This is a genomic window from Rhodococcus sp. C26F (assembly GCF_053345925.1).
Genome location: NZ_JBKFBA010000019.1, coordinates 60308 through 86690, shown reverse-complemented (window position 1 = coordinate 86690; position 26383 = coordinate 60308). Strand labels below are relative to the sequence as shown.

Annotated in this window: 25 protein-coding genes; 15 read left to right on the top strand and 10 right to left on the bottom strand. The window is 63.3% G+C overall.

Translation table 11 applies throughout. The features are described 5' to 3' along the window. Positions 1-152 precede the first annotated feature (152 nt). The 3 genes from ACLBYD_RS18740 (at position 153) to ACLBYD_RS18730 (ending at position 3294) form a co-directional block, all read left to right on the top strand. Positions 153-827, top strand: a complete 675-nt coding sequence (locus ACLBYD_RS18740) for a hypothetical protein (protein ID WP_237211544.1) — start codon at positions 153-155, stop codon at positions 825-827. Between the two features lie 397 nt (positions 828-1224). Further along, entirely contained in the window at positions 1225-2547 is a 1323-nt protein-coding gene (locus ACLBYD_RS18735) for a hypothetical protein (protein WP_237211543.1), read from the top strand. A 63-nt stretch (positions 2548-2610) separates the two neighbouring features. Next, positions 2611-3294: a hypothetical protein gene (locus ACLBYD_RS18730; protein WP_071936585.1), complete on the top strand. Its 684-nt coding sequence runs from the start codon at positions 2611-2613 to the stop codon at positions 3292-3294. A gap of 211 nt (positions 3295-3505) precedes the next feature. Here the strand turns inward: ACLBYD_RS18730 and ACLBYD_RS18725 are convergent, their stop codons facing one another. Beyond that, complete coding sequence (locus ACLBYD_RS18725) at positions 3506-3811, bottom strand: hypothetical protein (protein WP_237211542.1); 306 nt, start codon at positions 3809-3811, stop codon at positions 3506-3508. 126 nt (positions 3812-3937) lie between these two features. Continuing rightward, on the bottom strand, positions 3938-4198 hold the full coding sequence (locus ACLBYD_RS18720) for an FAS1-like dehydratase domain-containing protein (RefSeq protein ID WP_237211541.1): 261 nt from the start codon (positions 4196-4198) through the stop codon (positions 3938-3940). 179 nt (positions 4199-4377) lie between these two features. Here ACLBYD_RS18720 and ACLBYD_RS18715 point away from each other — a divergent pair, with 179 nt between their 5' ends. Then, positions 4378-4707, top strand: coding sequence for a hypothetical protein (locus ACLBYD_RS18715; RefSeq protein WP_071936588.1), 330 nt, complete (start codon positions 4378-4380; stop codon positions 4705-4707). Between the two features lie 105 nt (positions 4708-4812). Here the strand turns inward: ACLBYD_RS18715 and ACLBYD_RS18710 are convergent, their stop codons facing one another. Then, complete coding sequence (locus tag ACLBYD_RS18710) at positions 4813-5043, bottom strand: hypothetical protein (protein WP_237211540.1); 231 nt, start codon at positions 5041-5043, stop codon at positions 4813-4815. A gap of 121 nt (positions 5044-5164) precedes the next feature. On the opposite strand from ACLBYD_RS18710, the gene ACLBYD_RS18705 reads away from it, so the two are divergent. From ACLBYD_RS18705 to ACLBYD_RS18695, 3 genes are all read left to right on the top strand, one after another. Further along, positions 5165-6187 (top strand): restriction endonuclease, encoded by a 1023-nt coding sequence (locus tag ACLBYD_RS18705; protein WP_237211539.1) that lies wholly within the window; start codon positions 5165-5167, stop codon positions 6185-6187. 118 nt (positions 6188-6305) lie between these two features. After that, positions 6306-7136 (top strand): hypothetical protein, encoded by an 831-nt coding sequence (locus tag ACLBYD_RS18700; protein WP_237211538.1) that lies wholly within the window; start codon positions 6306-6308, stop codon positions 7134-7136. Continuing rightward, positions 7133-8155: a tyrosine-type recombinase/integrase gene (locus tag ACLBYD_RS18695; protein ID WP_237211537.1), complete on the top strand. Its 1023-nt coding sequence runs from the start codon at positions 7133-7135 to the stop codon at positions 8153-8155. Before ACLBYD_RS18700 ends, ACLBYD_RS18695 begins: the two co-directional genes overlap by 4 nt. Before the next feature lie 379 nt (positions 8156-8534). Here the strand turns inward: ACLBYD_RS18695 and ACLBYD_RS18690 are convergent, their stop codons facing one another. Further along, entirely contained in the window at positions 8535-13478 is a 4944-nt protein-coding gene (locus tag ACLBYD_RS18690; protein ID WP_237211536.1) for a DEAD/DEAH box helicase, read from the bottom strand. A 476-nt stretch (positions 13479-13954) separates the two neighbouring features. Between ACLBYD_RS18690 and ACLBYD_RS18685 the strand changes: the two genes are divergently transcribed. Continuing rightward, positions 13955-14359, top strand: coding sequence for a helix-turn-helix domain-containing protein (locus tag ACLBYD_RS18685; RefSeq protein ID WP_447817594.1), 405 nt, complete (start codon positions 13955-13957; stop codon positions 14357-14359). Next, entirely contained in the window at positions 14359-15069 is a 711-nt protein-coding gene (locus tag ACLBYD_RS18680; protein ID WP_237211571.1) for an RES family NAD+ phosphorylase, read from the top strand. Before ACLBYD_RS18685 ends, ACLBYD_RS18680 begins: the two co-directional genes overlap by 1 nt. 499 nt (positions 15070-15568) lie before the next feature. On the opposite strand, the gene ACLBYD_RS18675 is transcribed toward ACLBYD_RS18680, so the two are convergent. The 3 genes from ACLBYD_RS18675 to ACLBYD_RS18665 form a co-directional block, all read right to left on the bottom strand. Beyond that, positions 15569-15703 carry a hypothetical protein gene (locus ACLBYD_RS18675; RefSeq protein WP_272912421.1) on the bottom strand — a complete coding sequence of 45 codons (135 nt, stop codon included), beginning with the start codon at positions 15701-15703 and terminating at the stop codon, positions 15569-15571. A 681-nt stretch (positions 15704-16384) separates the two neighbouring features. Further along, on the bottom strand, positions 16385-16921 hold the full coding sequence (locus tag ACLBYD_RS18670; RefSeq protein WP_237211534.1) for a helicase associated domain-containing protein: 537 nt from the start codon (positions 16919-16921) through the stop codon (positions 16385-16387). Between the two features lie 81 nt (positions 16922-17002). Continuing rightward, entirely contained in the window at positions 17003-18046 is a 1044-nt protein-coding gene (locus tag ACLBYD_RS18665; RefSeq protein ID WP_447817592.1) for a hypothetical protein, read from the bottom strand. Between the two features lie 540 nt (positions 18047-18586). On the opposite strand from ACLBYD_RS18665, the gene ACLBYD_RS18660 reads away from it, so the two are divergent. Next, on the top strand, positions 18587-19192 hold the full coding sequence (locus ACLBYD_RS18660) for a transcriptional regulator (protein ID WP_232238173.1): 606 nt from the start codon (positions 18587-18589) through the stop codon (positions 19190-19192). 67 nt (positions 19193-19259) lie between these two features. Here the strand turns inward: ACLBYD_RS18660 and ACLBYD_RS18655 are convergent, their stop codons facing one another. The 3 genes from ACLBYD_RS18655 to ACLBYD_RS18645 all read right to left on the bottom strand — a co-directional run bounded on the left by ACLBYD_RS18655 (position 19260) and on the right by ACLBYD_RS18645 (position 21190). Then, a complete protein-coding gene (locus ACLBYD_RS18655) occupies positions 19260-19634 on the bottom strand; it encodes a hypothetical protein (RefSeq protein ID WP_447817591.1) in 375 nt (124 codons plus the stop codon). 35 nt (positions 19635-19669) lie between these two features. Then, positions 19670-19846 carry a hypothetical protein gene (locus ACLBYD_RS18650; protein WP_237211531.1) on the bottom strand — a complete coding sequence of 59 codons (177 nt, stop codon included), beginning with the start codon at positions 19844-19846 and terminating at the stop codon, positions 19670-19672. A gap of 381 nt (positions 19847-20227) precedes the next feature. Further along, positions 20228-21190: a ribonuclease H family protein gene (locus ACLBYD_RS18645; protein ID WP_272912442.1), complete on the bottom strand. Its 963-nt coding sequence runs from the start codon at positions 21188-21190 to the stop codon at positions 20228-20230. A gap of 208 nt (positions 21191-21398) precedes the next feature. Here ACLBYD_RS18645 and ACLBYD_RS18640 point away from each other — a divergent pair, with 208 nt between their 5' ends. From ACLBYD_RS18640 to ACLBYD_RS18620, 5 genes are all read left to right on the top strand, one after another. Next, positions 21399-21980 carry a hypothetical protein gene (locus ACLBYD_RS18640; protein ID WP_237211529.1) on the top strand — a complete coding sequence of 194 codons (582 nt, stop codon included), beginning with the start codon at positions 21399-21401 and terminating at the stop codon, positions 21978-21980. 218 nt (positions 21981-22198) lie between these two features. Beyond that, complete coding sequence (locus ACLBYD_RS18635; RefSeq protein WP_237211528.1) at positions 22199-23713, top strand: DEAD/DEAH box helicase family protein; 1515 nt, start codon at positions 22199-22201, stop codon at positions 23711-23713. 480 nt (positions 23714-24193) lie between these two features. After that, positions 24194-25123, top strand: coding sequence for a hypothetical protein (locus ACLBYD_RS18630; protein WP_156895409.1), 930 nt, complete (start codon positions 24194-24196; stop codon positions 25121-25123). Positions 25124-25133: 10 nt separating this feature from the next. Further along, a complete protein-coding gene (locus ACLBYD_RS18625; protein ID WP_447817590.1) occupies positions 25134-26024 on the top strand; it encodes a hypothetical protein in 891 nt (296 codons plus the stop codon). 58 nt (positions 26025-26082) lie between these two features. Next, the gene (locus ACLBYD_RS18620; RefSeq protein ID WP_447817589.1) at positions 26083-26382 is read left to right on the top strand and encodes a hypothetical protein; all 300 of its coding nucleotides are present in this window, start codon (positions 26083-26085) and stop codon (positions 26380-26382) included. Position 26383 lies beyond the last annotated feature (1 nt).

The following is a 26383-nucleotide window of genomic DNA, read 5'->3' as shown; positions in this document are numbered from 1 at the left end:
GGTTGCGTCGAGCCGGTCTCGCCCCCGCAAAGGATCACCACTGCTCAACGCAGGGGACTGGATCCACGGCGGGGAGCGCCACGACCAATCCCCGGAACCGGGCCGCATACGGTGTGAAGCGCTCACGACCCCTCACTGACGGAAAGGCACCAATGACGGCGTCCGCTATCCCGCCCAGCCCCGCCGCCGATGGTGACCAGCTCGCCCGCCTCGACGCTGAGATCGCAGCGACCCGGAAGCGGCTGGCACGTCTCCGACACGAAGCCGCCGCAGCCCACGAGCGCAGCCGGCGCCTCGCCGAAGCACACGCCGAAGCCGCCGCCGAATACCGAGCCACTCCTGACGGACTGTCCTCCTCCTTGAGAGCACTCGAATTGGCGCTGCTACGCCGCCGGCCCGCCGCGGAGGCCCGCCATCTGCAACGCCTCCACGTTCAGGCCGAACTCGATGCAGCCATGGAATACCGCGCTCGCACTGCCAAATGGGGACACCGGCCCGGCGACGGTCCGCTGCAGGCATGCCCGATCGGAACAGGGGAGGGGTTCATCTCCTGGACCCTCCACTTGGCCATCACCGGCACGTACAGGCACAGCGTCGACCACTCGACAGAAACCCTCTCCGTTCGGTTGGCCCGCCCCAGCGACACTGGCCGACGCCTACGTACCAACGTCAACATCCCCACCAGCCTGATCACTCGCGAAGGCCTCGCACTCTCTACAGTTCTCCCCGCTGCCATAACCAAACCGGTTGAGGACGCCAAGCTCCGCCGCTGGCTCGGCCGACACTATGGCGCCATCGTCGACTCGCTGACCACAGGACACCGATGACAACCGCAAACGTCGCGTGAATCGAGACCCCCGATCACCCGAACCCCACCCGCTACGGTCTGTCGTATCGGAGACACGCATCACCACTCGAACGAGGCGACCGCTCATTCGTTGACCGGGTGGAGGGAGGGGAGCGCACGTGTGTATCGGCGCCAACGAACCCGGAGGACCACGCAGGTGCTCAGCAGACGCCGCCGCACGAAGCGCCCGGACGGCAGCTGCCTCCATCAAAGCAGCCGCCTACGCAGATGCCCTGTCCGCCGAATGCACCTTCGACGAGGCTCACCTCGAACTCCTCGAACTGCAACGCAAAGCTGTTATGGGCGAGCCCCTCACACCCGAGGAACAAGTAACCCTCCACACTGGGTCACCACAATTCGGCCCACCTCAAGACTCCTTGCGCGAACAGTACGAAGAGTTCGCCCGTCACTCACGCCAACTGGGCCTCGACCCCGGCACCTACGACGACTACGTCGCCATCGAACACGCCGCGGCCGACGCCAACCTTGAATGGCACAACGACAACGCCGACACTGCGGACCTCGCTGCAGAAGCAGCGTTCCACGAGTGGGAAGCCGACACAGCTTCCGGCCAGTACCTACGCATGGAACGCGCCGACGCTCTCACCGCTGCGGTCGAGCACGCCGCCGAGCTCGACATCGAACAAGCACAAGCGCTACTCCACGAACGCATCAACTCACCCGAACACCACCGTCTACTCACCGCCTGTGACCAGGCCCGATCCATCGAGAAAGTCGCAGAACAACGCTGGGCGACCGTAGAGAACAGCGACGACGCTGACGCTCTCACCTCCGCCCGGTCCCAGCTCTACGATGCCTACTGCGCCCGACTCATCGCTGAAGACGATCTCGCCGCGCACACAACAATCACCGACGCCTACGCAGCACGGGTCAGAGAACTATCCGGCACCACGCCGGCCGAGGACTCACCGCCAGCTGTCGAGTCTCCTTCCAAGCCACATGCGACCGCGCCGGCCGAAACGAACTCGGCATCTCGCGACTACACCTGGGTGATGGAACCGGCGACCGAAGATGAGCGCCGAAACAACCACATCGCTGTGTCCGACCTCGCTGCGTATCGCGGGATCAGCACCGAACAAGCCTCCGAGATGATCAGCGCCGAGATAACCTCCGGCACAAAGCCCGACGACGCCATACGTGGCCTGTATCGCAACTACAACCCAGCCGCGGACAACGACCGGCGATTCGTCGTCGTCGATCTGACGACCAACACCCCCTCACCGGGATGCAGTGAAATCGTCAACTCAGGGATCGTCGTCATGACCAGCCGGGGCGAGATCACCGACCGCATCAACGAGCTGCACGGCATCGACCCCCGCGCCGCTCGCACCATCGGCACCGGCACCCACCATCTCCGTTACGACGAATTACATGGACAACCTCAATTCGGGGACTCCCGCAGCAAAGCCCGCCTGCAAGCGCTCCTCGACGATCCCAACACCACATTGGTGGCCCACGACGGCAGCCGACAACGTCAGTTCCTCGCCGCAAACGGAGTCACCGCGCCCCGAGTCATCGACACCCGACGGTTGACCGAACGAATCGACAGATCGGGTGGCACCCTCGCGGACTTCACCGCAGCGCACGGCATCGACCACCCCGCCATGAACGGCGCCTACAACAACGCGCTTGCCACAGCCCGAGGACTGCTCGGATTCTGGCGCGACCAGCACAAATAAGAAGTCCCCACAACACCGACCAACCCAGCGCCGCACTCTCACCCAATTCCACGAAAGGCGTCCATGCCAAAAACACGCGCAACCGGAACCGCCACCCGCACGACTCCGCTGGACTGGTGGGCCGTCACAGCTACCATCGCCACCACCCAACAGGCACGATTCGCGTCTTCGCAGCACCGCTACCCATCAATCGACCATGCCGAACTCATCGAGCGCGGCCCCACCCGCGTCGAGAGGCGCAGTGTCAACACCGCTGCGGTGCCGGTACTTGCAGTTCGCCGCACCGACCTCGAAACCCACACCGGCACTGCAGAAGGCCAGTGGCTTACCGTGCACGCCTTGTCATGGGCCAGGTATCCGCTCCGCCAGCACCGGCCCGGCTATACGACACCGATCCTGCTGCTCCTCCTTGCGCTGCTCTGCACCATCACCACATTCACCGATGACAACGACTCCGCTGGCCGCCTCGTCGCCCTCGTCGCTGCGGCCTTCCTCGCCACAGGCGGTGCTTGGCTGCTCCGGTACCGCCGCCACCGATTCCAGGAACGCACCTGGGCCGCCGACACCGAAGCGACCAGCGTCGCCGGTCTCGCAGCAGCCGAAACGTTGCTGACCCCAGCAAGCCCCGAGCTGTACAAGACGGCTGTTCACAGCTGGATCAATCAGCACCGCACCACCACCGTCGACGCTCGACTACGACGACTCCGCACCAGATCATCCGAGACGTGCGGTTCACTGTCCGAGTGACACGATCGAACGTCGGTAGATGCGCGGTGGGGGTCGTCCTGGTGGCGACCGGACACGCGGAGTACCAGCCACAGACCCGCCTCAGTAGGTGTGGATACTGCCGTCGTGCATAGATGACTTCGTGGAACGCGCCGAGTCCTCTGGTGAGGCCGCCTCTTTCCCTTCGCGTGGACGCCCGGGATGGCGTCCATTACGTTCGAGCCAGTCGTGACTATCGAGAAAAGTCTCTCAGCGCCGCCCACGCGCCGATGATGGCTTCCGCTAGCTCTGGGGCTCGTTGGCCACCGAGCCGGTTTCGATCTGCTGCGTCGTAGTCCTCGAAAAATTGGACAACCCACCCCTCATCCTCGGCACTGCCGTCGTACTGTGCCCGCACATCGATGGGCTGCCGAGTGAACGGGTTCATCATGGACGCGCGAATCACTCGCTCGCCGGCCCACCTCGCATTGGTGCCGCAGAACAGCGAGACGAGCTCAAGCGCCTCGTGCTGATCAGGGACGACACGTTCATTACTCATACCCACGTTCTTCCTCACCGGCGAAGTACGGACGAAATCTGAAAGGGGATGGAGCAGCCAGCACGCTCGGTGACGACGGTGGTCGTTACCGGGGTGCTAGCTCCCACCAGCGACGATATTCGATCCTCACAAGACTTGGACGAGGCGGGGGAGTCCAGCGTCCGGGGGCTCGACGAGCTGGGCCACTGAGGGGGACTGTACGACGGTGATGAGAGTTGTCGGCGCGATGACATCTGCGAAGCCGGCGGCCCGGGATGCCTCGACGTCGTGGTGCAGCGGGTTCGTCGCGCGCACGGCGCGGGCGAACTCGCGAACCTTCTCGCGGCCGACGAGGTATGTCGTCGGCGGGAAGACCCGGCCGGCGAGGTTGGGGTTCAGTGGTGGCATCGCTCGAGACTATCGACGGTGAGGCGGGCGGGGACGAGGGCCTCTGGGTTGTTCGCGCTCGATCGCAGACGGGTCCCGCTAACTCCAGCGAGAAGACACTGCAACACCGTGTTGCCGACGTCCCTAACGTCGCTCCCGTCAACCGCAGGCATGGGCCTGCCTCTGCAGTAGGAGGAACGATGGCCGATCCGTACATCACGATCCCCGACGCGTTCATCGCACTCGCGAACGAAGCAAACGATCATCCCGACGAACTCGATCTGGGTGTCAGCGACGACAGGTTGAGGCTGTGGCTGTCGAACAGCTATCCGGGGTTCTCGCCCTACCTTCAGATGTGCAAAGGCTCGGCAGGAAACGCGGTCGTGGAGGTGCGTTCGCAGGCCAATAATCGTGACAGTGAAGGGAACTCGACAAGGGTGACGTTGACTGACACATCCGTGCCAGTCGACCGCACAGATCCCTGTTCTGCAGCCCGGCTCGCGCTCGGATGCTGGCTCAGCACTCTCTGATCGCACTACTCGACGGCGGCCAGTCGTTCAGGATTCACGCTAGCCCGACCCGTCATCCCACTTCAAACATGAACGATCCGACGTTCGTTCCGCCCGACCCTGCGATCAATCGCGCGACGAGAGGTACGCAACGAGCTGGGTGACCCGTTCGGGATCGAGTACGAACTGGAAGTGCTCGCAATCCGCGGGTGGACAGTCGGGATGCCCGATCATCCCCGTGAAGATTGCGCTGCCGTCTTCCTCTCGGTTGACGGTCATCGACAGCTCTTGGATCGACGGCTCACCTGTAAGAGTTGATGCTGGCCAGGACTCTCGGAGATGCAGCTCGTCTTCCACGAAACATAGACTACGGACCCGGCCGCACGTACTGCTCTGCCTATGCCGAGAATGAAGGCGTGCATCTACGAAACCTGTCCCGACGCACCTGCGTCGCTACCGCAACCGAGTCGGGTGCCCGATGAGCGGGGCCCGCGAAGCGGTCGCGGCCGCCGGTGGGTGGCGGAAATGGTTCTCGGCTGCCCATGAGCTTCCTCCAACCGCGACGAAAGCAGAGAAAGCGGATCGGGGCCGCGAATTCGAGGGCGCGCTCATCGAGATGTTCAACGAAGACGGGCTCAAGCCGCGAGCAAGCTATCGCCCGACAGGGGAGGAGGTGGACGGCTCGATCTGGCTGGATGGCCGAACGTACCTGTTCGAAGCCAAGTGGACGTCCGCAGCCCACCCAGCCTCCAGCTTGTATCAGTTCAAGGGCAAGGTTGACGGTAAGCTGACCGGCACAATCGGCCTATTTTTCAGCATGAGCGGTTACAGCACAGACGCCGTCGATGCGTTGATAGCTGGAAAAGACCTAAATCTCGTGCTCTTCGATCGTGCCGACGTCGACCTCGTGATCAAGAACAGGATCGGTATTGCGGAGGCTATTCGTTTGAAGCTGCGCGCTGCGGCAGAGTCCTGCACTCCCTTCGCTCAGCTCGGCAGTCTCTTAACTACCCGATACGCGGGGGAGGCCGTCGGGCAGCGACCGACGATCGTCTTCGTCGAAGGCCCCGTTGATCGGCAAGCCTTAGACATTCTGCGTGAAACCCGGAATGCCACCGAACCAGTGGAGCTGATAGCCACTTCGGGGCCGTCAAATATGGCGCCGACGATCGACGCGGTACTCAATGCCTCTAGCGCGCCCATACCGTTCGTGGCGATCCTCGAGGATGACGAGGCGGGAGTCAGAGTTGGTCGCGACGTCCAAGAACTCGTGGATCGTGTCAACGCTGAAGGTGGTAGGGCCGAACTACTCTGGATACCAGGCTCACTGGAAGCGTCTCTTGGACTCGTTGACGCCGAAGGCCGGCCGACTCGACATGTGTCTCAGGCTCGGCTTTGGAAACACCTGATGGAAGTCGACCTCGACCACCAGGTCACGCTTCATCCTGAACTAGGACCAGTGCTCCGGGCCGCTGGAATTCCGATGTCGAAGCACGACTGAGCGGTCTCTGTGTGGTGGCGTTCGTTATGGCTACGCACCCACCTCCTCGCAAGATCTGCTAGATAACCTATATTATCTAGCAACTACACAAGCGATCGGACGACAGGGACCGCTCCCCGTGACTCTGCATATTTATGGACATGTCGATGGTACTTGGCTCACGCTGTCCGACAGTTGGACGACAGATCGGCCTTGTGGAGGTGATCGTGTCGTCAAGGATCCCGATACGACAAAGTACTTGACGTTTCCGCTCGACCATACGTCTTGGAAACCAGGTGAGTTTGCAGCGATCGTCATGACCCACGATCGGGCCGAGTTCCGAAATCCGGACCGCGCCACTGACGACCCCGCAATTTCGGTACTTCGATCGGGGCTCGCTGTGACGCCCCCGGCAGCTGTCACCTCCCTCTCAGAACTTGTCAATCGCATGTGGAGGCCGGTGTTCGAGCGGTGGTATGACTGCGAGAAGTGCGCAATCGCACGAGACAAGGCGAATGACCCAGCGAACATCGACAACTCGGACACACAGGTCCCTAACGATCTCGGCGAGTACGTCAGTAACAACTGCGGCCACACTGGCCTGAGTGTTGTCGCCGTAGCGATCAACTCAGCTGACGGCCATCAGTGCTGCATCCGTGAATGGGGCGAAGAACCCACTTACATCGCCCTGCCTGACAGGATCTTCCAAAGCTCAGGTGACGGTGCCGCCTCGTGTCTCATCGCCGCAGAAAGTAATCTCGTCGAGCACCTCGACGAGGTTCTTTCACACCTGGACCGTCACTTCGACCGACTCGCCCAGGAAGCTGAGGACCTCAACCAGAGCGGTGGAATCGGTGGCAACGGACCAATCGGCGGCACCAGGTACGCGTGGACACTCAGCCCCACTGAAGGTTTTCGTAAGTTGCCTGAGAGAGCGATTCGGCCAACATCGGATGGTGACACAGTATGAGGGGCGATCTAAGTTCGAAGTTCGAAGAGTTCCTCGTCTACCGCAGCACCGGCAAGCCATCGGAGGCCACCCTCAAGGCCTACCGACAGGACTTCACCGCGATCGCCGAACTTCTCGCCGCCCACACCGGTGTTCCGGCCGACGACCTGGCCTGCAATGTGGTCGACAAGGACCGGATACGCGCGGCGTTCGCAGCCTACGCCGACACTCACGCCCCTGCCTCGATCCGGCGCTGCTGGTCGACCTGGAACGCCCTGTGCAGCTACCTGTTCACCTCGGATCTGATCGTCGCGAACCCGATGGATGCGGTCCTGCGCCCTAAGGTCGCCAAGACCGTACCGAAGGCCTTCGACCAGGACGCGGTCGAGAAACTGATCACCGCGCTGACCACAGACGAGGACGACAACGCACACGCCTGGCGAGAACGCGACCTCGCCATCGTCCTCACCGCACTGCTCACCGGATGCCGACTGTCCGAACTGGTCACCCTCAACATCGGGGACTTCCGCGACCTCGACGACACCGGCAGCGTCAAGGCCATCACCGTCCACGGCAAAGGAAACAAACAACGCATCCTCACCGCCGAGCTCGCACTCGTCGACATGCTCACGTCCTACCTCGACTCGCGCCTGCAGCGATTCCCCGGCAGCGGCAAGGCCCGCACCTCCCCCACGGCTTCACCCTGGCGCCGCCTACGAGTATCCGATCCACTCTTCCTCGGTGTCGATGGAGAACGCATCACCGCACCCACCATCCAGTACCGGGTCGAACGTGCCTACCGCCGGGCCGGCATCAACGGACAGCGCGCGAAAGGCGCCCTGGTCCACCAACTCCGGCACACCTTCGCAACTTCACTGGCCGATAGCGACGTCAATATCTACACCCTGATGCGACTGCTCGGACACGAGTCGATGACCACCACCCAGCGCTACACCCAAGGCGCCGGCAAAGAAACCCGCGCTGCCTCGGCGACGAACCCGGTCTATCGGCTGATCGAGAAGAACGAGACGAGGCACTGACGTGGCCCCACCGGTCCCCTGACTTGATCGGACAGTTAATCGGATCGATGGAACCAGCTCTACTCGACCTTCGGTGCCATTCGTACGCCGATCCGCTGGTCAAGGATTAGTTCAGCGAGGGCGGGTGCCACCGACCAGGTCCACGGTCGGTGTGAACATGGCGGCCGCCATCGATGAATCGACCGAGAGTCACCACCATGGCACGATTGGCGTCTCTGACCTGAGCGTTCCGTTGGAAGAGCACAACGATACCGCGACCGATGGGCGTGCCATCAGGGTTGTAGGCGTTTGAGCTGCACCGTGACCCGAGGACGGAACCGGACTCACTGGAGCGATGCTGATACGTCAACTCCCTCCATAGAGATCACGACCATCAAGATCACGCGAGTGAGTCAACGATCTTCATTGTTTCGACCGCCACGGTGGTCACTCGCTTGATCAGGTCCACGATGTACCGGGGATTCTTGTGCTCGTCACACCAGTCGTTCGGGTCGTTGACGATCCCGGATGCTTTGTCGGTCTTGATCTGGTATCGGTCGATGATCCACGCCAATGCCGATCGGGAGCCGAGCATGTAGCGTTCGGCTTCCTCCGGGATCCCGGTGATGGTGACCCGTGGGTTGTAGACAATGACGCTACGGTCATCGATGTTCTTGCCGGACTCGGGGTCCTTCTTCTTGCCCCACTTCATCTTCGACACCCGCCACGTCTCCCGCTCGTCCGCGGAGGCTCCCTTCTTGAGCTGGATATCCAGCGGGTACGGCTCGACGGCTTCGTAACCGACGTGCAGGTCCGCCAACCGGCGACCAGCCTCGGTAACTTGCTCAAATCGTTCTCGCGAAGTCGGTGTGGGAATGCGCGGGAGCATTTTCTTCAGATCAGTCGCGTACGACCTGCGGTAGGTGGGGTCGTGCAACAGGCCGTAGACGTAGAAGAAAATGTCATCCTTCGTCACCTGCTCACCCAGCGTGTCGCGATAGAGCGCGAGGATGTGGTCAGTGATGTTGTCCATCCGTTGATAGCCGTACTCGTCCACGTCCATCGAAGTGGCAGATGCGAAGTCCAATTCTCCGTCGGCCACCTCGGCTTTCCGATACGTCCATCGCGGGAAAAACTGTCCCGTATCGAGTAGGTGCAGATTAGGCAGTAGGGTGGTAAGGAATGGTGTGAACTCGAAGTGTGACGCCGGGGCCGTCAAAACGATACCTATATTTTGGTGGCGGGGAGTCGGGAACATCGAGGCAAGTTCGCCCTGCCTGTGGTTGAGGATCCGATCAAAGTAAGTGTATTCGGTGTCGAACGGACGATAGGAGCTTTGACGAATACAAGTTTCGTCAAAGCTGGCCGTAGTTGCACGGGACAGGTGTTGCTTGAGGCTAGAAGACCACTTAATATAGTCCGATTGCGTTGCGGAGGGGTTTGCAGTGAGGTAGGCAGTTACCGCGCCTTCGTCCGGTCGCGTAATCGCGTTTTTGCGGCAATATTCGTCAAATGGCTGATGTTGGTTGTTGTAATTGTCTACAAGTCGCTGCACGTTCGTGGAAAGTTTCACCCGCGAGTAGCTATATACCCACGGATCGCGGTTGGTCTGAAGACCCGCCGAGTACTGCGCGAAAACTCTCACCTGTTCAGATCTAGACTTTTTCTCGCCAATAGTTGGCCAGGTAATGTACTGCTCGTCCCGGTGATTGATCCAGTCACCGTGGATATTTGGTGTAATTGATTGCCACTCGATGGTTTCCAGGGAGCCGCTAGCGACGATGGCGAGCTTGTCCTCGCGACTTAATGAGTCGCCGATATCTCGGTAGAAGATCTCGCGCGGTCCGGTGTGTGCTGGGTCCTTGACCCCGACGAAGATCACAATCGTGGATTGGGAACCTTCACCGAAAATCTTCCCGCCTTCGCGCTTCCAATCTCCGAGTTGGTTGCCGCGAAGATTGTAGACGAAGATGCGGGAGTATTCCGTGGAAAGGGAAATACGGATACCGTCGGCACTGTTGTCGTTAAGCCATCCGCCAGCCGAAACGAAAGCGACGACCCCCGCTTCACCGATGCGGTCGGTGGCCCACCGGTAAGCCCGAAGGTAGCTGTTGTACAAGCTGCTCTTATTTTTTGCTGTCGAGTGTCTCGCGTACGTCTGTTCGATCCGTTTGTCGAGACTGGGGTACTTCAGGTTGGCGTTGAGGTCGTTCGCGCTGTTCTGGGCGCCGCTATACGGCGGGTTGCCGATGACCACGTTAATGGGTGTGGCATTCTGGCGGATGATGCGGTCGTTGTTCTGCGGGAACATCACGGCGTCGAGGCTGTCGCCGTCTTCGGTGATCTGGAAAGTGTCTGCGAGGACAATCCCCTCGAACGGCTCGTAGGTGGCAGCACTATCGCTGCTGGTCAGAGCGTGGTAGGTAGTTTCGATGTTGACCGCAGCGATGTAGTAGGCCAGCAGCAGTATCTCGTTGGCGTGCAATTCTTCGGCGTACTTGCGCGCTAGATCCTTGGGCGCGATGAGTCCGGACTGCAGCAGTCGTGTGAGAAAAGTGCCGGTTCCGGTGAAGGGGTCGAGAATGTGCACGCCTTCGTCCGACAGTCCGCGGCCGAACGCATCACGAGAGGCGTGGTCGGCGGCGCGGAGGACGAAGTCAACAACAGGCACTGGGGTATAGACCACTCCAAGGGCCTTGGACTGCTTCTTGAATGCAAGGCGGAAGAACTTCTCGTACAGTTCGGCGATGACCTGCTGTTTGCCGTCGGCGCTTGTGACTTCGGAGGCGCGGACGCGCACGGAGGCGTAGAAGCTGTCGAGTTTGTGGGTTTCGGCTTCGAGCCCGGAGTCGCCGAGCTTGTCGACCATCGCCTGCATCACCCGGGATACGGGGTTGTGGGAGGCGAAGTCATGGCCGGCGAACAATGCGTCGAAGACCGGTTTGGTGATCAGATGCTGGGACAGCATGCTGATCGCGTCGTCTTCGGTGATCGAGTCGTTGAGGTTGTCGCGCAGACCTTGCAGGAACTGGGCGAATGCGTTCTTGATCTCGGTGTTCGCGCTGGCGAGGAGGGCGCGAATGCGGGTGATCTGGGAGGCGGCGATGTCGGCGACATCGGCGGCCCAGTCCTCCCAGTAGGCGCGGGTGCCGACCTTGTCGACGATCTTGGCGTAGATCGCTTCCTGCCATTCCGACAGGGAGAACAACGCCATCTGCTGCGCGAGGTGCCCACCGTCGGAGGAGCCGTCGGCCGCCCCGCTCGCCGGGTCGTCGGTGCTGGTGCCGTCGGTCGGGGTCTCGCCAGCGTCGGTGGTGGGGCCGATGTGTCCGCCGAGGAGCCGGTCGGTCCCTTGGCCGGTTTTGACGACGTCGTTGTTGGTGTTGAGGGCGATGGAGTTGACCATCGCGTTGAACCGGTCGTCGTGCGCCCGTAGGGCGTTGAGGACTTGCCAGACGACCTTGAAGCGGCGATTGTCCGACAGGGCTTGGGAGGGTGCGACGCCGGCGGGAACGGCGACGGGCAGGATGATGTAGCCGTAATCCTTGCCGGGGTTCAGGCGCATCACCCGCCCAACGGACTGCACCACATCCACCACCGAATTGCGGGGGTGCATGAACAGCACCGCATCCAAAGCTGGGACGTCGACACCTTCGGACAGGCAGCGGGCGTTCGACAGGATGCGACATTCCCCGTCGGGAACGGGGGCTTTGAGCCAGGCCAGTTCCTTGTTGCGCTCAAGGGCGTTGAAGGTGCCGTCGACATGGTGGACCTCGCAGCGCAGATCCCGGTTGGTGTCGTCGATCCGGTGCCCGTCGTTCTCGCCGGAGTCGAGCAGGTCTCGGTAGGCGTCGACCACCGACGGGAAGACGTCGGCGAGCTGGGTGGAGGCGGCGATGTCCTTGGCGAACGCCACCGCCCGGCGCATCGGCGCTTCCCCCGGGGTGAAGCCGGCGCCGTCCGGGGTTTGTCCGGCGCGTTTGGCGAGGCCGTTCCAACAGCCGATGATCCGGGAGGCGTCGTCGAGGCGCAGCTCCGAGTGGTCCCCGGCGAGTTGGTCCTGCAAGGGACCGGCCATCACCGATTCGTCCACGGTCAGGACGATGACCTTGTAGTCGGTGAGCAGGCCGCGGTCGACGGCCTCGCCGAAGGACAGGCGATGGAACTCCGGCCCGAAGAGGGTCTCGTCGTCCATCGAGTACAACTCGGCGGAGTGTTCGTCGGCCTTGTCCTTGACCTTGTCGTCGAAGATTCGCGGGGTCGCGGTCATGTACAGACGGCGTGCTGCCTTGAGGTAGTCGCCGTCGTGCACGCGCACGAAGTTCGACTCGTCCGCCCCGGCGGCGGTGGCGCCGGTGGTGCGGTGCGCCTCGTCGCAGATCACCAAGTCGAACGGATCGACCCCGTTCTTCTGGGCCTCGGCGACCACCGGCAGCGATTGGTAGGTGGTGAACACCACCGTCAGACCCTTGGCGCGTTTGCGGTGCTCCATCTCTGTGGCCAGCACTGCGGGGTCGGTGGTGACGGGGATGGCCACGTCGTGCACTGCGATGTCTTCGGCGGCGCGGGAGACCTTGGTATCGGAGCACACCGCGAACGCCCGCAGGTCCAGCTGGGTTTGCGCGGTCCACCCCCGCAAGGTTTGCGACAGCAGCGAGATGGACGGGACGGCGAACAGGATCCGGGCCGATCCGCCCTGCTCGGCGGCGGTGCGTTCGGCGATCTTCAATGCAGTGAAGGTCTTGCCGGTACCGCAGGCCATGACGAGCTTGCCGCGTTCGTTGCCGGCAGCAAAGCCCTTGAAGACCTTCTCGATGGCCTCGATCTGGTGCGGGCGCGGCTCGTGCCGGACGGCTTCGGCGAGGCTGACCTCGGGGATCCCGTCGGTGAAGTCCTCGATGTTCCACTCGATGGGGGACTCGGCGATCTCCGCCAGCCCGATGCGCTGCACTGGGGTCTGTTGGTCTTCGAGGGCGGCTTCGGCGTGTTTTCCCCACCGGTCGGTGGTGGAGATGATGATCCGGTTGGTGAACGGCCTCTTGCCCGAGGCGGTGAAGAACGAGTCGATATCACCCTTGCTCAACGTCGAGGTCGGTTCGTAGAACTTGCACTGGATCGCGGTGTACGCGCCGGTGTCGCGTTCGCGGGCGACCAGGTCGATGCCGGTGTCGGGTTTGCCGTCCCGGCCGGGCCAGTCGATCCAGCGCCATACCTGGTCGTACTGCTGGGAAAGCATCGGGTCGAGCTGGAAGTAGCGGACCATGAGCTGCTCGAAGCGGGTGCCGCGTTCGGAGTTCGACGGGGCCTTGCGGAACGCCTCGATCACCTCATGTACCGATGCCACAGTCTCCCCTTGTCCTCAGTCGATCCGGTCACCGGATTCGTCGTCCTGCTCGCGGGATGACGTTACCGAGCCTCACGTTAGGCCCGTCTCCTCGCTACCCCTTCCCGAGAGTAGGGGGCGCATTACCCGCATATCCCGCGTATCATGGAAAGTGTAGTGAGTTCCGAGGAGGACACATGCCGATCCCTAGCACGCGGCGCAATGCCAGCACCGGAGCGTATGTCCTACTCAGCGCCTGCACCGCACCGGAGCAAGACCTTGGGGGCACGAGGTCCGTGTCCACCCCGGCAACTACCGAGGTGCGCATACAGCTCTGCGATCACGTACCGGCAAGCGAGAATCCCGCTGACCGAGGTCTCGACCTGCCCGAGCCGGTGGCCGAAGCAGTGAGTTCTGCGCTGCGACATCTCGCCGATGCCTTATCAGGTATTGACACCCACCCCCGCGATGCCGAGGTTCAGGACAGTTGGGGGCCCGTGATCGACGTCGAGGAGGCCCAGACGCTCGAACGCGAGAACCTGCACCTGCAGGCCCGACAACGGCGAGAGCAGCTCACCGCCTCGTTCAGTCGCGCCGAGGTGGCCGAGATGCTCGACGTCTCGACGCAGACGATCTCGGACATGCGCGTGCAGAACCGGCTGATCGGTCTGAGGGACGGGCGGGAATGGCGGTTCCCTGCCTGGCAGTTCACCCCGGACGACGCCGAACCGGTCCTGCCGGACCTGGCGCGGCTCGTGCGCGAGTTTCCCGGCGGAGTGGTGAGCCTGTCGCGGTGGATGACCCGCCCGAATGCCGACTTCGACGGCCGCACCCCCCAGCAGGAGATGCTGCGTGATCGCGAGCATGTGTTCGCGGTGATCAATGCTCTGACGGCGGCTTGATGGCGCGTCCACTACCCAGTCCCGTCCGTCCGCTGCCCCGCGCAGATTTCCACTGGACCTGGGCTCCGGAGTCGACCGGTGCCCAGCGTCCCTGGTTCCGGGTATATCACCAGGCCTCCCACACTCCGGACGGGGTCACCTTCCGCTCCTACGGCCCGTTGCATCGCTTCGACCACCACACACCACCGTTTCGAGCCCCGGCGCTCGATCCCGCTGGACGTTCAGTGCTGTATGTGGGCGAAGATCTGGCGACCGCCGCATGCGAAGTGTTCGGCCAGGCCGGGGTCGCACCACTGTGCTCGCGGCGACGAATCAGCCAGGTCGTCCCGACCCGCGAGGTGCAGACCTATGCGATGGACACCCCCGGGGCGGCGATGGCGCTCGGGGCGTTGCCTGCCTTGGCCGACGCCGACCTGCCTCGCGAACGAACCCAGGAGTGGGCGCGGGCAATCTACGAGGATCAACCGGCCAGGGAGAAGATCGAGGGAATCCGGTACCGCACCGCCTACTACGGCGGCACCTCACTGGTGCTGTGGGACTGCCCCGAGGCGGTCGCCGTGGCACGAGACGCGGCCGGCCAACCTTTGGACCTGCCGCTCGTGCATGACGCCGTGCGCCTTCGACTGATGAAAGCGCTACTGCCCCTGAATATCCCGGTGACTCTGATCGCCGACACCAGCTGCCGAGAGTGCGTTGCTGATCCTCTCTGACTCCAAGGTGACGCTAACGACATACCCGGCTTTGTCCAGAAGCTCATATCATCACAACATGCCAACTGGGCCAGCACACGAACGCATTGTTAATGAGGTCGTCAATGGAGAGGTAGTCGCGCAGCAGGTGTTTCCGTGCCGGTGCATGCACGGTGAGGACCACCTAGCCGACGATTCGTCGTGGGGCGACGAGGACGACTCCCACCCCGAGTCCAGCTTCGCTGGCGCCGAGGAAATTTGGCTTTCTAGCGGGATGGATGAGGATTACGACTTCCGATCCACCAAGGACTGAGCGTCATATTCCCGGCTTGGACCGGGGTTTTCGAAGCCGTCGTCGCCCGTCAGGGAACGGCGGTTCCTTTTTCTCGCCTCGACTCTCCTTTCGGCGGGGCGCCGCAAGAGCCGATACCGGCCGTGACAGCGCAGAGGCGCGAGGTATGTCCAAGTGGGCTGGGACGTCCCACCGGAGTTCGTGTCACGGATGATGCCGGTGACGGGTTCAGGCGACAGCCCAGGTCAGCAGGTCGAGCAGACGCACGTCGGTCAGGGTCGCGATCCGGCGTACCTGCTCAGCTTCGGGATGCGCCAGGCGGCGGAGCAGCGGGAGGGCACCGCTGTCGAGGTTGGCGCACACGTCGTCGCGGATAGCTGCCCAGACCCTCTTTTTCCTGCCGCGGTTGGGTCTCGGGCAGCTGCGGCACGCGCATGAGGCCGGTAGAACGCCATGACCTTCGACTTGAGCTGATCTTGGCTACCCCTATGTGCCCCTGAGAAGTGGGAGATGAGCTCTTTCTCCTGAAGGTCGCTCTCGCTTCACCTGTTTGGTGTTGATACGTCCGTCCGTTACGGTGACCCCTGCGATCACGCGAGTTCCCCGGCAGGTGAGTGATTCCCTGACGGGTCGAAGGACGGTCCCCGGCTCCACGCCGGGGACCGTCGTCTTTTCAGCGATGAGATGCACCTGCAGCGGACATCGCGGTGGTTACTCTCGGCGCGTGGACGAGATGACGCGACCTATTGGGAATGCCACTGATAGCCGTCGGGGCGGGCGTTGGGCAGATGACATCTGCTGAGGACCGGGCGCCTCCAACGCGGACTGTCGATGCTCACTGAAGTACGGCGCCGTCTCGCCGACTCCGAGCCGGACCTTCACATCCCGACGACAACGGTCGACCGGGTTCTCGACGAGTATCTGGCCTCGTCCGAGCCCGTTCGGGACCGCGCTAGCGATCCGACGGATCGAGCCCATCCGGACGGCAATCGTCCTGCCGAGTAGCCGACCGACCTCGACCTCGGGTAGACGAAGATCGGGTGTTCAGTGCGCCAAGGCCGCAGGCTGCCGCGTCGAACGCCCTCGTCTGGCGGTGCGTGGCCCGCGCGGCCGCGGGGTGGGCGAGATACCGAGAAGTTCAAGGACAGCTTGCTCGTCAGCCGGAAGGTGACCATCGCGCCACTTGCGGACCTTGCGGTAAAGCCACTCCCCTACCGGTTCACCGTCGTCAGAGAGGTAGGTGCTCGGAACCTCGCCAGTACCGTGCTTTTCGCGGTAGGCAGCGATCTCGAGCAGCATCCGGCGATGCTTGCTATCGAAACCTGCGGGGCGAGGAGCCTTCCAGTCGAATCCGATCGCGTCGAGTTCGGCCTCACGATGCTTGGGCAGGATGCCGAGGACACGCGCGATGCGGTGCCGGTCCGCCCAGCGTCCGAGATGAAATCCGTCCTCGGCCACAGCATGCGGCTCCAGGTCCGGGGTGTTCGCATGTTCTCGGTAGCGACGCACCGCCAGTGACAACACGGTGGCGGGTCGGGGTGTTCGACGCGCATAGGGGGCGGTGCGATCCAGCTTTCGCATGGGTTCAGTATGCCCAGCGACGTTGGTGCTCACACCCGTTGAGTTGAGGGATGGGCCTGCCGCTTGTGCGCTGATGTGTGCTCAGTCGTGCCTGGCAGGTTCGTTGATCCGGCGCGCGCAGCGCACCACGATCTGCCAGAGCGTGTCGATGTCGACCTCCGCGAGGGGAAAACCCCGCATGGCGCCTTCGTGGTCCTGGCCGACGAAGCGGGCGAGTTCGGCGAAGCCCGGATGGGCTCGCACCGCCGTGTACTGGCGCCAGTTGCCGTAGGCCATCAGCTGGCCGGCCTTGTTGACCCACAACTGGATCGGGGCGAACCGCAAGCCGTACGGGTGAAGGAACACCCCGCCTTGCCCGAAGGTACCGAACCACAGGTCCTCGTGGGAGCCCAGTCGCTCGTCGAGCCCGTCGAGCAGCGCGAACAACCGCTCGGCGATGGCCCGTTCGGACGGAGACGCGATCGCGTCCAGGAAGGACTCCTTGGTCCAGCTGTCCTTCTGGTGTGCCGCTTGGGACTTGGCGTGGGCGATCTCCCCGCCGTAGGTGGACGGGACGAGGATCTCGATACTGCCGTGCCGGGCGTAGGCCAGCTGCAGTGCGGTGACGCGGACGTCGTCGCGGGTGATGCGGTTGAGGTACTCGACCATGCGACGCAGGTCGGCGTCGATCAGGTCGACCGCCAGGCACAGGTGGATCCGGCCGTCCTCGAGGTTGTGGTCGAGCCGCTCGCGGGCGGTGTCATCGAGCTCCTCCAGATCCGGGCCACCCTGGCGGGACCACTGCCGATGGAACGTCTCGGGGCCGGACTGCCAGATCGCGGCGGCGTAGTCGAGGACCTGACCGATGACCATGCGGCGGCGTTCGGAGTTTGATGCCAGCTTGCATTCGACCACGGTGATCTCCCCGGCCGGGTCGACGATGCACACATCGGCCGGACCGGCGGCAGTGGACAGCTCCCGTAGCGCCAGGGCGCCTTCGGGGACTCCGGGAACGTGCTCGGGTGACCCAGCGATGATGGTCTGCAGGTGATCCTCGTCCTTGTAGGCCGTCATCGCTGGCGACGACCAATTACCGCCGGTGCTGGTATCGCGGAGCAACAGCGGTCTGTCACCGACTCCTGCCATCGAGGCCTCCATCCTTGTGGCGATGCTTGAATGGACCGTATCCGATCACCCCGGTGCGCCCGGCTGAGTTCAGGTCCCGGTACGGATGTCGGTGGCAGGCCGTGGCCGGACGTCGTCGGGTAGCAGCGACGCGTGCAGGGTCCCGAGGGCGCGGCGACGGTCGATACCGCTGGGCCGCGAGCTCCGATCAGTTCAACGGTGCCGCTCCGAGCTCGCCCGGCGTGGGGAAAGGCGAGGCGAAGGTGTTCGGGTCGACAACGTCGTGGTCGTCGAAGGTGTCGATTGCGCTGCTCACGAGCGGTCTCCCTTGGTGATCCGATGGTTCCCGCGCACGGTAGCGAGGCGGCTATCCAGCGCTCTCTGTCGCCTGAGCCTGATCGCTCGAACTATCCATTTCCAGACCTGTCGCAACAGCTCTCTTCAGCCGAATATACCACCTAGCGGTAAACGTATCTCTAGGGCATTTTGCACTAGTAGTACACAATCCATACCTAGCGGCGTAACTTGTCTATCGCAGTCGCCACATCGAAAGGATGAAACATGTCCCCCATGCTCATTCAGCAGGACTCGGATCACAAGGCAACGCTGACCGTCAGCCGACAGAAGGCAGCAGAACTGCTCGGCACTTCGGATGCAAGCGTGCAATTCCTCCTCGAATCGGGCTACCTTCCCGATCTCGACGTCAGCAGGCTGCTCACCATGGCGAACTACCCCCTGCTGTACACCGACGGCGACTACCCGGTCCTGCAGCAGGCATTGGCGTCCGCAATCGAGCCGGAGCCCTATCTCAATCGCACCCAGATCGGTGAGAGCGTCAAGCACACCGACGCCGAATGCGTGCTCGCCAACCAGGGCGCATGGACCAATTTTCGTGACTCCGATGTCCTTGCCGCACGGTTCCTTCCGGTGACCCTCCGGAAGTTCACCGTCTCGGTGCTGCACGTCACGGGGATCCTTGGCTACAACGGCGACCGGACCGTCTATGACGCCACCCTAGCGGGCCGGGTACGGGAACTGGGAAAGCCGGAACTGAACTTCATCGACCCCAACCTCTCGCCCGCGGACCAGGAAATCGTCCGAACCCTGCTGACCTCACGCAGCACCTCGAACGTCCCCGGCCCGTGCGGGAAGCTCAAGACCCTCTGAACAGCGACGCATGACGACCTGTGGCCCCGAGGGAAACCTCGGGNCGGGGCCACAGGGGATTTCTGCGTCAGGCGACGGTGTACCGGGCCGCCCGGATCGGCGGAGGAGTGTCACCGTACGACCGGGACAGCATCTCGTGCCGCCACGACGTATCCGCCGGAATGTAGACGCCGTTGGCGCGGGAGTGGTGCGCCGGAATGCCGAGGGTGTCCGCGAGGCGGGCCCACTCGGCGAACGGGATGATGCCGTCCTTCGCGCGCCGCGCCTTCGGGATGGTGTTGCGCATGCCACCGTCCTTGTCCCGCAACACCGAGTAGTGCGTGCGGGTGCGGGCAAACAGCGCGGCCCGGATCCGGTACTGCACGTCGGCGACGTCGTTGAGGTCGGTGGGGCGGTCGGAGTGGCGCCGCCCTTGCCTTCCCGTTCGAACGTCGTCGGCCATGCGACCGACCGGCCCCTCGTTGTCCTTCGGCGGCTTCACCGACGGGGTGTTGATCGGCTCGCCCGACGCTGATTCTCGAACAGGTCTTCCTTGTGGGTGTCCTGCCGCTGGGCGCGCAGGTTCTGGATGCGCGAGTAGTTCATCCGCTCGAGCGGGGCGCGGGGCGCGTCGTAGGCGGTGTCCGACGTGCGGTCGCGCCGCAGCTCCGCCATCGACACCCCGGGCCGCAGTGCTGTGTCGCCGGTCGGTGCGGCCCCATACGCGTCGCCGAGGCTGTGCAGCGCCTCACCGATGTGCTCGCAGCGGCCACCGCTGCTGACTTCCCGCAGGTGCAGGCATCCAGTTTCCGCCGGCCTGCGGGAATGGGGACACTAGGTCAACGCCGGACTCATCGCGCCAGACGGTGGCCTGGCCGGAGACGGTCGCCTCGGGGTACCGGAAGCTGACCGACGGGGCGGCGCGGCCCGCGGCGACCTGATCGCGGACATCGCGCGTCGGCGGCAGTTCGCGATGCCACCGCTGGCGAGGCTGTCACGGTCTTGCTCGAGGAGCCGGCGCGCTTCATCACCGCGACTTGCGCTGTCTCTGAGTATTCAGGCGGCGATGTCCTGCCGGATGTTGTCGAGTACATGCGACAACGCGCTGGGCGGGATCCGGTAGGTGTTGTATCGGCGGACGCTGCGGGCAGCGCGGTCGGCGGCTTCGTTGTGCAGATCCCCGTCGTGTCCTTTCACCCATTCGAAGCTGACCCTGCGATCGGTGATGGCCCGGACGATGCGCTTCGCGACGTAGTTGATGTAGAGATCGGTGCGGTAGTCGCCGTGCCGAGGTCGATTGTTGATCTCGTCGATGTCCATGTTCAGAAGTTCGATGGCGTTGAGGCTGTCGGTGCGGATCGTCAAGCGTTGCAGCGGATAGGTCTGCACGGCCAGTTCGATTGCCAGCAGCTCGGCGACCAACGGGTCGTTCGGTGCTTCAGCGTCGAAGTGCGCGTGGACCTCCCCGTTCCTGGTGACCACACCCATTCCGCATCCCGGGTGGTTGCTCGAGACCGATCCATCGGTGTAGATGACGAGATGTTCGCGACGCGCCCGTTCGATCTCTTGGATGTGCGCGATTGCGAGGTCGCTTCGCCACTGGTCGGCCACAGTGGCCGACCGCTCGTAGGCGGGAATCAAACGAGAACCGAGGGCGTCATACAGGTTCGTTGCGAAGGTCGCGAGAGGAAACGATTCGCTCTCGGCGCGAAGGTGGCGGCGGACGAACGCGTCGCCGATATATACCAAGACGTCCCGATGGTGGGCCTCGGCGTGGGAGTAGATCTCGGCGAATGCGTTCAAGATCTCCAACGCCGCGGTGTCGGATGTCGAACTGCGCGTGTCGGCGTAGAAGTGGGCAACAGGAGTGTCGGCGTCGAGAATGAGGGCGACGATCAGTCGGTGGCAGGCACCATCTGGATCATGACGGTCGACGACACGGACCGCTGCCGTCAGCGCATCGGCCGGCGTCTTGGTCAGGGGACTGTTGCGGATCTGCAGGGGTGTCGGGGCATTCATCATCGTTCCTTTCAGCTTGCGGACTTTGTGGTGAGGTGACGGTAGAAGGCATCGTGTGGCCGTGCGGCACCAGGAACCGCACGGTGTCCGTGCTGCGGTGTAGCGCACGGCTGTTCGCGCCCCCAAGGTCTGCCAGAATCCGGCTTCCTACAGTGGCAAGGCACGACCGGTCCGTCCGCACTACGCGGAAATCATGTGGGGAGCTGCGATGACTGCACCAACTGCCACGGTGAGCTACACGGAAGAAAGCCGCCGCCTGTTTCTTCGGTCCGTGGCCAACAAAGTCGATGAAGTGGCCAATGCTGCCAGCGCTGGACCCTGGCTGCTGTCACAGACCATCAACGATGCGATCCAGGTCCGACCAGCTCCAGACCACTCGGAACGACACCTGTGCGGGTTGATCGATCCGAATGACGCACGCGCCGCGGTAGCCGCAGATCCGGAAAACCTGCGCTCGTTGGCCAATGTCATGCGCGAAGCTGCAACGAACACGACAACGCCATCCGTCATCATCGATGCGCTCTGCGATGTAGCCCAACGGTGGGACACCGCGATGTTGCTGCGATGCTCTGGCGTCCTCCAAGTCGTACCCGACCACGCCGCCACCGCACCCTCGAACGGCACCTCGCGCACGTCTACCCCAGCCGGCGCTGAGCGCAGAACTCATGCTGGAGAGACAACAGAACCAGCAACACCGCCGCAGAAAGACAAGGCAGATTCCGGCCCTGCGTCGGCAAGTTCAGCCGGATCGACCGCCGAGATGTCTTCTGCCGACAGCGTCTGGACCTGATCGTTATGCCGCCGCGCGCACGCTCTCGCCGAAGCACCCGCACGAAGTCACCACGAAGCGCTGCATCCGCTCGACTTGATATGCCGGCCGCTGGCCCGGGTGAGCGGATCTGGGTGCTTGAAGACGTTCCCTTCCGGTGTACACCTCCGGGTTCCCGCTACTACCGGGGCATTCGCGCGTACGCCTATGTCGGGCGACAGCTGCCGGCTCATCTGGGGATGTTCGCGTCGAAGGCGTACAGCTATGCACGGTGGACCGAAGATGAACTCAACGGGGTACGGAGCCGGGGTGCTCAGGCCGCGCCGAAGACGCCGCGCCCTCTCCAGATCGAGGGCGCTAGAGGTATTGCCTCCGCGTACAAGAGCGGATGGCGCGGAATCCTCGTCAGCGACGACATGGGGGTGGGTAAGACCGGCACGGCAGTGCTCGGAGCGAAAGCGATCTGCCACCTCGGAGGTGGCAACACCATCTTGGTCACGGTCGACCGGCCGGCCCGCATCACGATCCCCGCCTGGCGGGACGCGATCGCCGCCTACGGCGGTGACGGTGGGTTCCGTTGGCTGATCATGTCGTCCGACCAGCTCAAGAAGCTGCTCGGACCCAATGGCCAGTCGCGCATCCACTTCGACGTCGTGATCAACGACGAAGCGCACCAGTTTCGGCACATCACATCCGATCGCACCCGGTACATGCGGCGGATCAACAAACTGTCGGCGCCACCGCGCAAGGCACCATTCGTCATCTCGCTGACGGCCACCCCAGGCCACCACCCCGGCGAATACACCTACCTGTCGTCTCTACTCGCGCAAATCCACGGAGAGGCACCTGCCGCGTGGGCTGATCTCGGGGCACGGCTCGTCGAGATCGGATTGCCACTAGAGCCAGGATGGGACAAGGGCAAATGGCAGTGGAATGCGGAGGCCAAGCAGTTCCCAGCACTACAGACCAAAGCAGTGACGGTTGTGCGGGAGTGGATGGAAAATACTGATCCGCCCGTGATCCTGCACCGCGACGCACCCTGGGGGCCGGCCCCCATCGATGGGTTGCCGGTCGACTTCACGGCCGAGCAGTGGGCGTCTTACAACCAGGACTGGGCAGAATTCCGAGCGGAGATGCGGCTGGCCCGCACCGGCAGGGATACCGCCCGCGGACGTGCAGCGCTCATCAGGTTCCGACAGAAAGCCAGTTTGCTTCGTGCGCCGCAGACCGCCGAGTTGGTCGCTGCGACTGTCGAGCGTGGCTATCAAGTGCTCGTCGCCACGGAACTGACCACCACCGCCGCCGAGCCAGTTGCGGAGCTCCTCGAAGCTCAAGGCATTGGAGTCTCGCGGATCTTCGGTGGCGGTGACCTCGAGAACGAGCGATTGCGTTTCCAGCGGGGCCAGAACCCTGTTGTCGTGTTCAATACGGCATCGGCCATCAACCTGCAGGCCTCAGAGATGTTCACCGACGGCACCTACGCGTCGTCTACACCGCGAGTCGGGTTCTTCCACCAACCTCGTTACTCGGGCATCGCTGCCCGCCAGACGATCGGCCGGGCGCATCGGGACGGGCAGGTGTGTCCCTGGTCGCTGATCTACGCGGCAGGGACTGTCGAAGAGTCGGCAGCTCGAACGATGATCGATCGTCTCTTGGTTACAGCTACCAGCGTCGATGGTGACATCAGTGCTTTGGAGGCGATCGCGAAGTTGTTCGACGCGGACTGGTTGCCGGCCTCAGCGCTCGAAGAGTGAGCACCCAAGGCGTGCGATTTTTGTCCGATTTCGCTTGACCGGTTCGCGCTGTGAACTATCATGTGGACTGTCGCTTCTCCACGAGCGAGAGTGACACCCCCAAAACGCGGGCGCTGACCAGAAGCCCTACGGCGCCTAGGTTGCCCCGCGTCTTGTCCCTGTGGTTGGGACTAGTTGATTCTCCGATAAGTGTGATGGCCCGCTCCGGCGGGCCATCCGCATCTCTACCGCCTCCGCAGCACCCACCATCGACAGAACGAGCCTTCTCACAATGGTGCGAACCATCCACCACGAGGAGGCGTCTGCTCTATGTGTAAGGCCAAACCGGGTCGCCGCTGCCCCAAATGCCGGGCGTCTGCTCTGACGGCGCAACAGGCCACGGTCCGCCGTCTGCACGCCAAGCTACAGACCCTCAAGCCCGGAACTTCGGCACACAGCCAACTGCTGCAAGAACGAGACCTCGCTGCCCGGGAACTGATCATGCGGCAGGCTGATCTTGACTCCACCGAAGAAGCCCGCGCGGACCTCGCCGCTGAAATCGAACGACGGCTCGCTACCAACCCCCGCGACAAGGAACTTCCTCGCCTGTCCAAACGCCTGATCGAAGGGCGGCTGATGGAGGCCTATCGCCGCGATCAAGTCGCCGCAATGCCCCCACGCCCAACCCACCCCGCCGCACTCACCGCATACAAGGAACTCGGCGACGCCCGATACGACATGGCCCGCTGCCGACTGCGCATGGACATGAACGGGGGAAACCAACGGGAATGGGAGTACTGGTCGCGTCGACACTACGAAGCTGCGGAGAACGCAAACATCGCCGCCGCTCGACTGCAGGTGATCGAAGAATCGGGCGACGCACACGCCTGGAATGCACTCAGCGACTCGGAGCGCAGCGCAGCCCGAGTACAGGCCGCCCAGGACGAGACCTTCTCCACTCCGGCCGCACCTCGCCCACTCGAGGACGTCCTCCAGGACTATGCCGACCGTCAGGAAGGATTCGTGCCGATTCCAGATGCGCTCGCCGAAGCGGCCCACCCGCCGTACCCACCGGCGGCCTCATTGATGAAAAACGACCGGCCCACCACTGCAGCTGGTGTGGACGACACACCCGACACCAACAAAGGGACTGGACCGTCCGCATCTCGTGACACGACCCGAGAACCAGCATCTCCGCGCAACCCCGAACCAGGACCCCGCGCCATCGCAGCACAGAAGAAACGCCGCAACCAGCGGCGACGCAGCGCTCGACAACTCATGTCGCAGATCCGGTCCACATCCAGCCGTCTCAACCCGGATAGGTTTGCGAGCAAATCCGGATACAACACATCCGCCGGCGGCGCCCCGAACGGTGACTCGTTGGACTTCACCGGCATGCTGTTGCTGATGGAATTACTGCCGACCAAGTGAAGGAGAACTCGTGCTCTTGCGTAGATCGGCCCCGGCAATCGCGATCCTCGGCGCCGCCGCGGTCGCCTTGTCCGCATGCGGGGGAACCAACGACGATGCCCCCGCGGACACCACCGCGACGACGACATCCGCCGCAGCCGAAAACGATGGCACGAGCCTCCCCGCACCAGTCGCTGACTTGGCGGCACTGACCACCACGCTCGCTTCCGATCCGTGCGATTCGCAGCTGACCGAGCCGGTGATCGGCATCATCACGTACCAGTACCGGGCCCTCGGATTCTCCGCAGACGACATCTCTGTCGACACTGCGACGGGAACCGGCCCCGGCACGATGACCAACTGCACTTTCACGATCGACGCCGGCGCGGCGGAGTGGACCGTGCCCACGGTCTCTATCGCCACACTGCCCGCTGCGGACAACGCCCTTTCCACAGCTCAGGACGGGGGCAAGATCGCGCCTATCGAACCCGCCCCCGCGGGACTGGATATCCGGCCGCCCTGCAGTGAGAACGACCCGCTCAACCCCACCCCGTGCAGGTACACCCGGATCGCGTACGACCAGGTTGGACTGTCGGTCGAGGAAGAAATCGCAGGTACCGGCAAGACCTTCCTCGACACCACCGGCAAAGGCCGCGAACTGCCGGACTCCGGGTACCGCACGGTCGAGCCTGTCGACGCGTTCGGAATCAGGAAACTTCCGAGCACGGAAGTTGTCGGCGATGACTGGGTGATGCTCGCGCGCATGGCGCCCCGGAACATGTCGCTGTCCCAGCAGCCGGTCGATGGCTACGTGATCACCGCTGCGACCCCGGCCGGAGCAGATCCTGCTGAGGACGACAACGCAGAAGAGCTTACGGACGCAATCAACAGCTACCTCAACGAGAACACTCCGGAGTTTTAACTGCCGCGCGACCGAACCGCTGTCGTCACACTGTCCGGGAACGGAAAGGAGGCGGCCGATGCAACTCGTGCTCGGCATCATTGCCGCGTTGATCACGATCTCGCTGGTGCGCTCTGCCTGGGCAGCTGGCGCGGCGCGTTCGCTGTTGTACGTGCCGGCTGCGTTCATCCCGATGGGATTTACCTATCTCGGATGGAACGACACCGACGGTGGGATGTGGGTGGCATGGCCGTACTACGTAGTGGCCACGGTGGTGTTGGCACGCCAGCTCGTGCTGGTGTCGCGGCGACTGCCACACCGAGGTCACAACACCGCGGTCGCGTCGTGGGCCGAACCCGCGACGAGCATGGTCGCGTAAC

Coding starts and splice junctions, on each gene's coding strand:
- ACLBYD_RS18740 (WP_237211544.1), top strand. CDS start 153: ATGACGGCGTCCGCTATCCCGCCCAGCCCCGCCGCCGATGGTGACCAG.
- ACLBYD_RS18730 (WP_071936585.1), top strand. CDS start 2,611: ATGCCAAAAACACGCGCAACCGGAACCGCCACCCGCACGACTCCGCTG.
- ACLBYD_RS18725 (WP_237211542.1), bottom strand. CDS start 3,811: ATGAGTAATGAACGTGTCGTCCCTGATCAGCACGAGGCGCTTGAGCTC.
- ACLBYD_RS18720 (WP_237211541.1), bottom strand. CDS start 4,198: ATGCCACCACTGAACCCCAACCTCGCCGGCCGGGTCTTCCCGCCGACG.
- ACLBYD_RS18715 (WP_071936588.1), top strand. CDS start 4,378: ATGGCCGATCCGTACATCACGATCCCCGACGCGTTCATCGCACTCGCG.
- ACLBYD_RS18705 (WP_237211539.1), top strand. CDS start 5,165: ATGAGCGGGGCCCGCGAAGCGGTCGCGGCCGCCGGTGGGTGGCGGAAA.
- ACLBYD_RS18695 (WP_237211537.1), top strand. CDS start 7,133: ATGAGGGGCGATCTAAGTTCGAAGTTCGAAGAGTTCCTCGTCTACCGC.
- ACLBYD_RS18680 (WP_237211571.1), top strand. CDS start 14,359: ATGGCGCGTCCACTACCCAGTCCCGTCCGTCCGCTGCCCCGCGCAGAT.
- ACLBYD_RS18670 (WP_237211534.1), bottom strand. CDS start 16,921: ATGCGAAAGCTGGATCGCACCGCCCCCTATGCGCGTCGAACACCCCGA.
- ACLBYD_RS18665 (WP_447817592.1), bottom strand. CDS start 18,046: ATGGCAGGAGTCGGTGACAGACCGCTGTTGCTCCGCGATACCAGCACC.
- ACLBYD_RS18660 (WP_232238173.1), top strand. CDS start 18,587: ATGTCCCCCATGCTCATTCAGCAGGACTCGGATCACAAGGCAACGCTG.
- ACLBYD_RS18655 (WP_447817591.1), bottom strand. CDS start 19,634: ATGGCCGACGACGTTCGAACGGGAAGGCAAGGGCGGCGCCACTCCGAC.
- ACLBYD_RS18650 (WP_237211531.1), bottom strand. CDS start 19,846: ATGGCGGAGCTGCGGCGCGACCGCACGTCGGACACCGCCTACGACGCG.
- ACLBYD_RS18645 (WP_272912442.1), bottom strand. CDS start 21,190: ATGAATGCCCCGACACCCCTGCAGATCCGCAACAGTCCCCTGACCAAG.
- ACLBYD_RS18640 (WP_237211529.1), top strand. CDS start 21,399: ATGACTGCACCAACTGCCACGGTGAGCTACACGGAAGAAAGCCGCCGC.
- ACLBYD_RS18635 (WP_237211528.1), top strand. CDS start 22,199: ATGTTCGCGTCGAAGGCGTACAGCTATGCACGGTGGACCGAAGATGAA.
- ACLBYD_RS18630 (WP_156895409.1), top strand. CDS start 24,194: ATGCGGCAGGCTGATCTTGACTCCACCGAAGAAGCCCGCGCGGACCTC.
- ACLBYD_RS18620 (WP_447817589.1), top strand. CDS start 26,083: ATGCAACTCGTGCTCGGCATCATTGCCGCGTTGATCACGATCTCGCTG.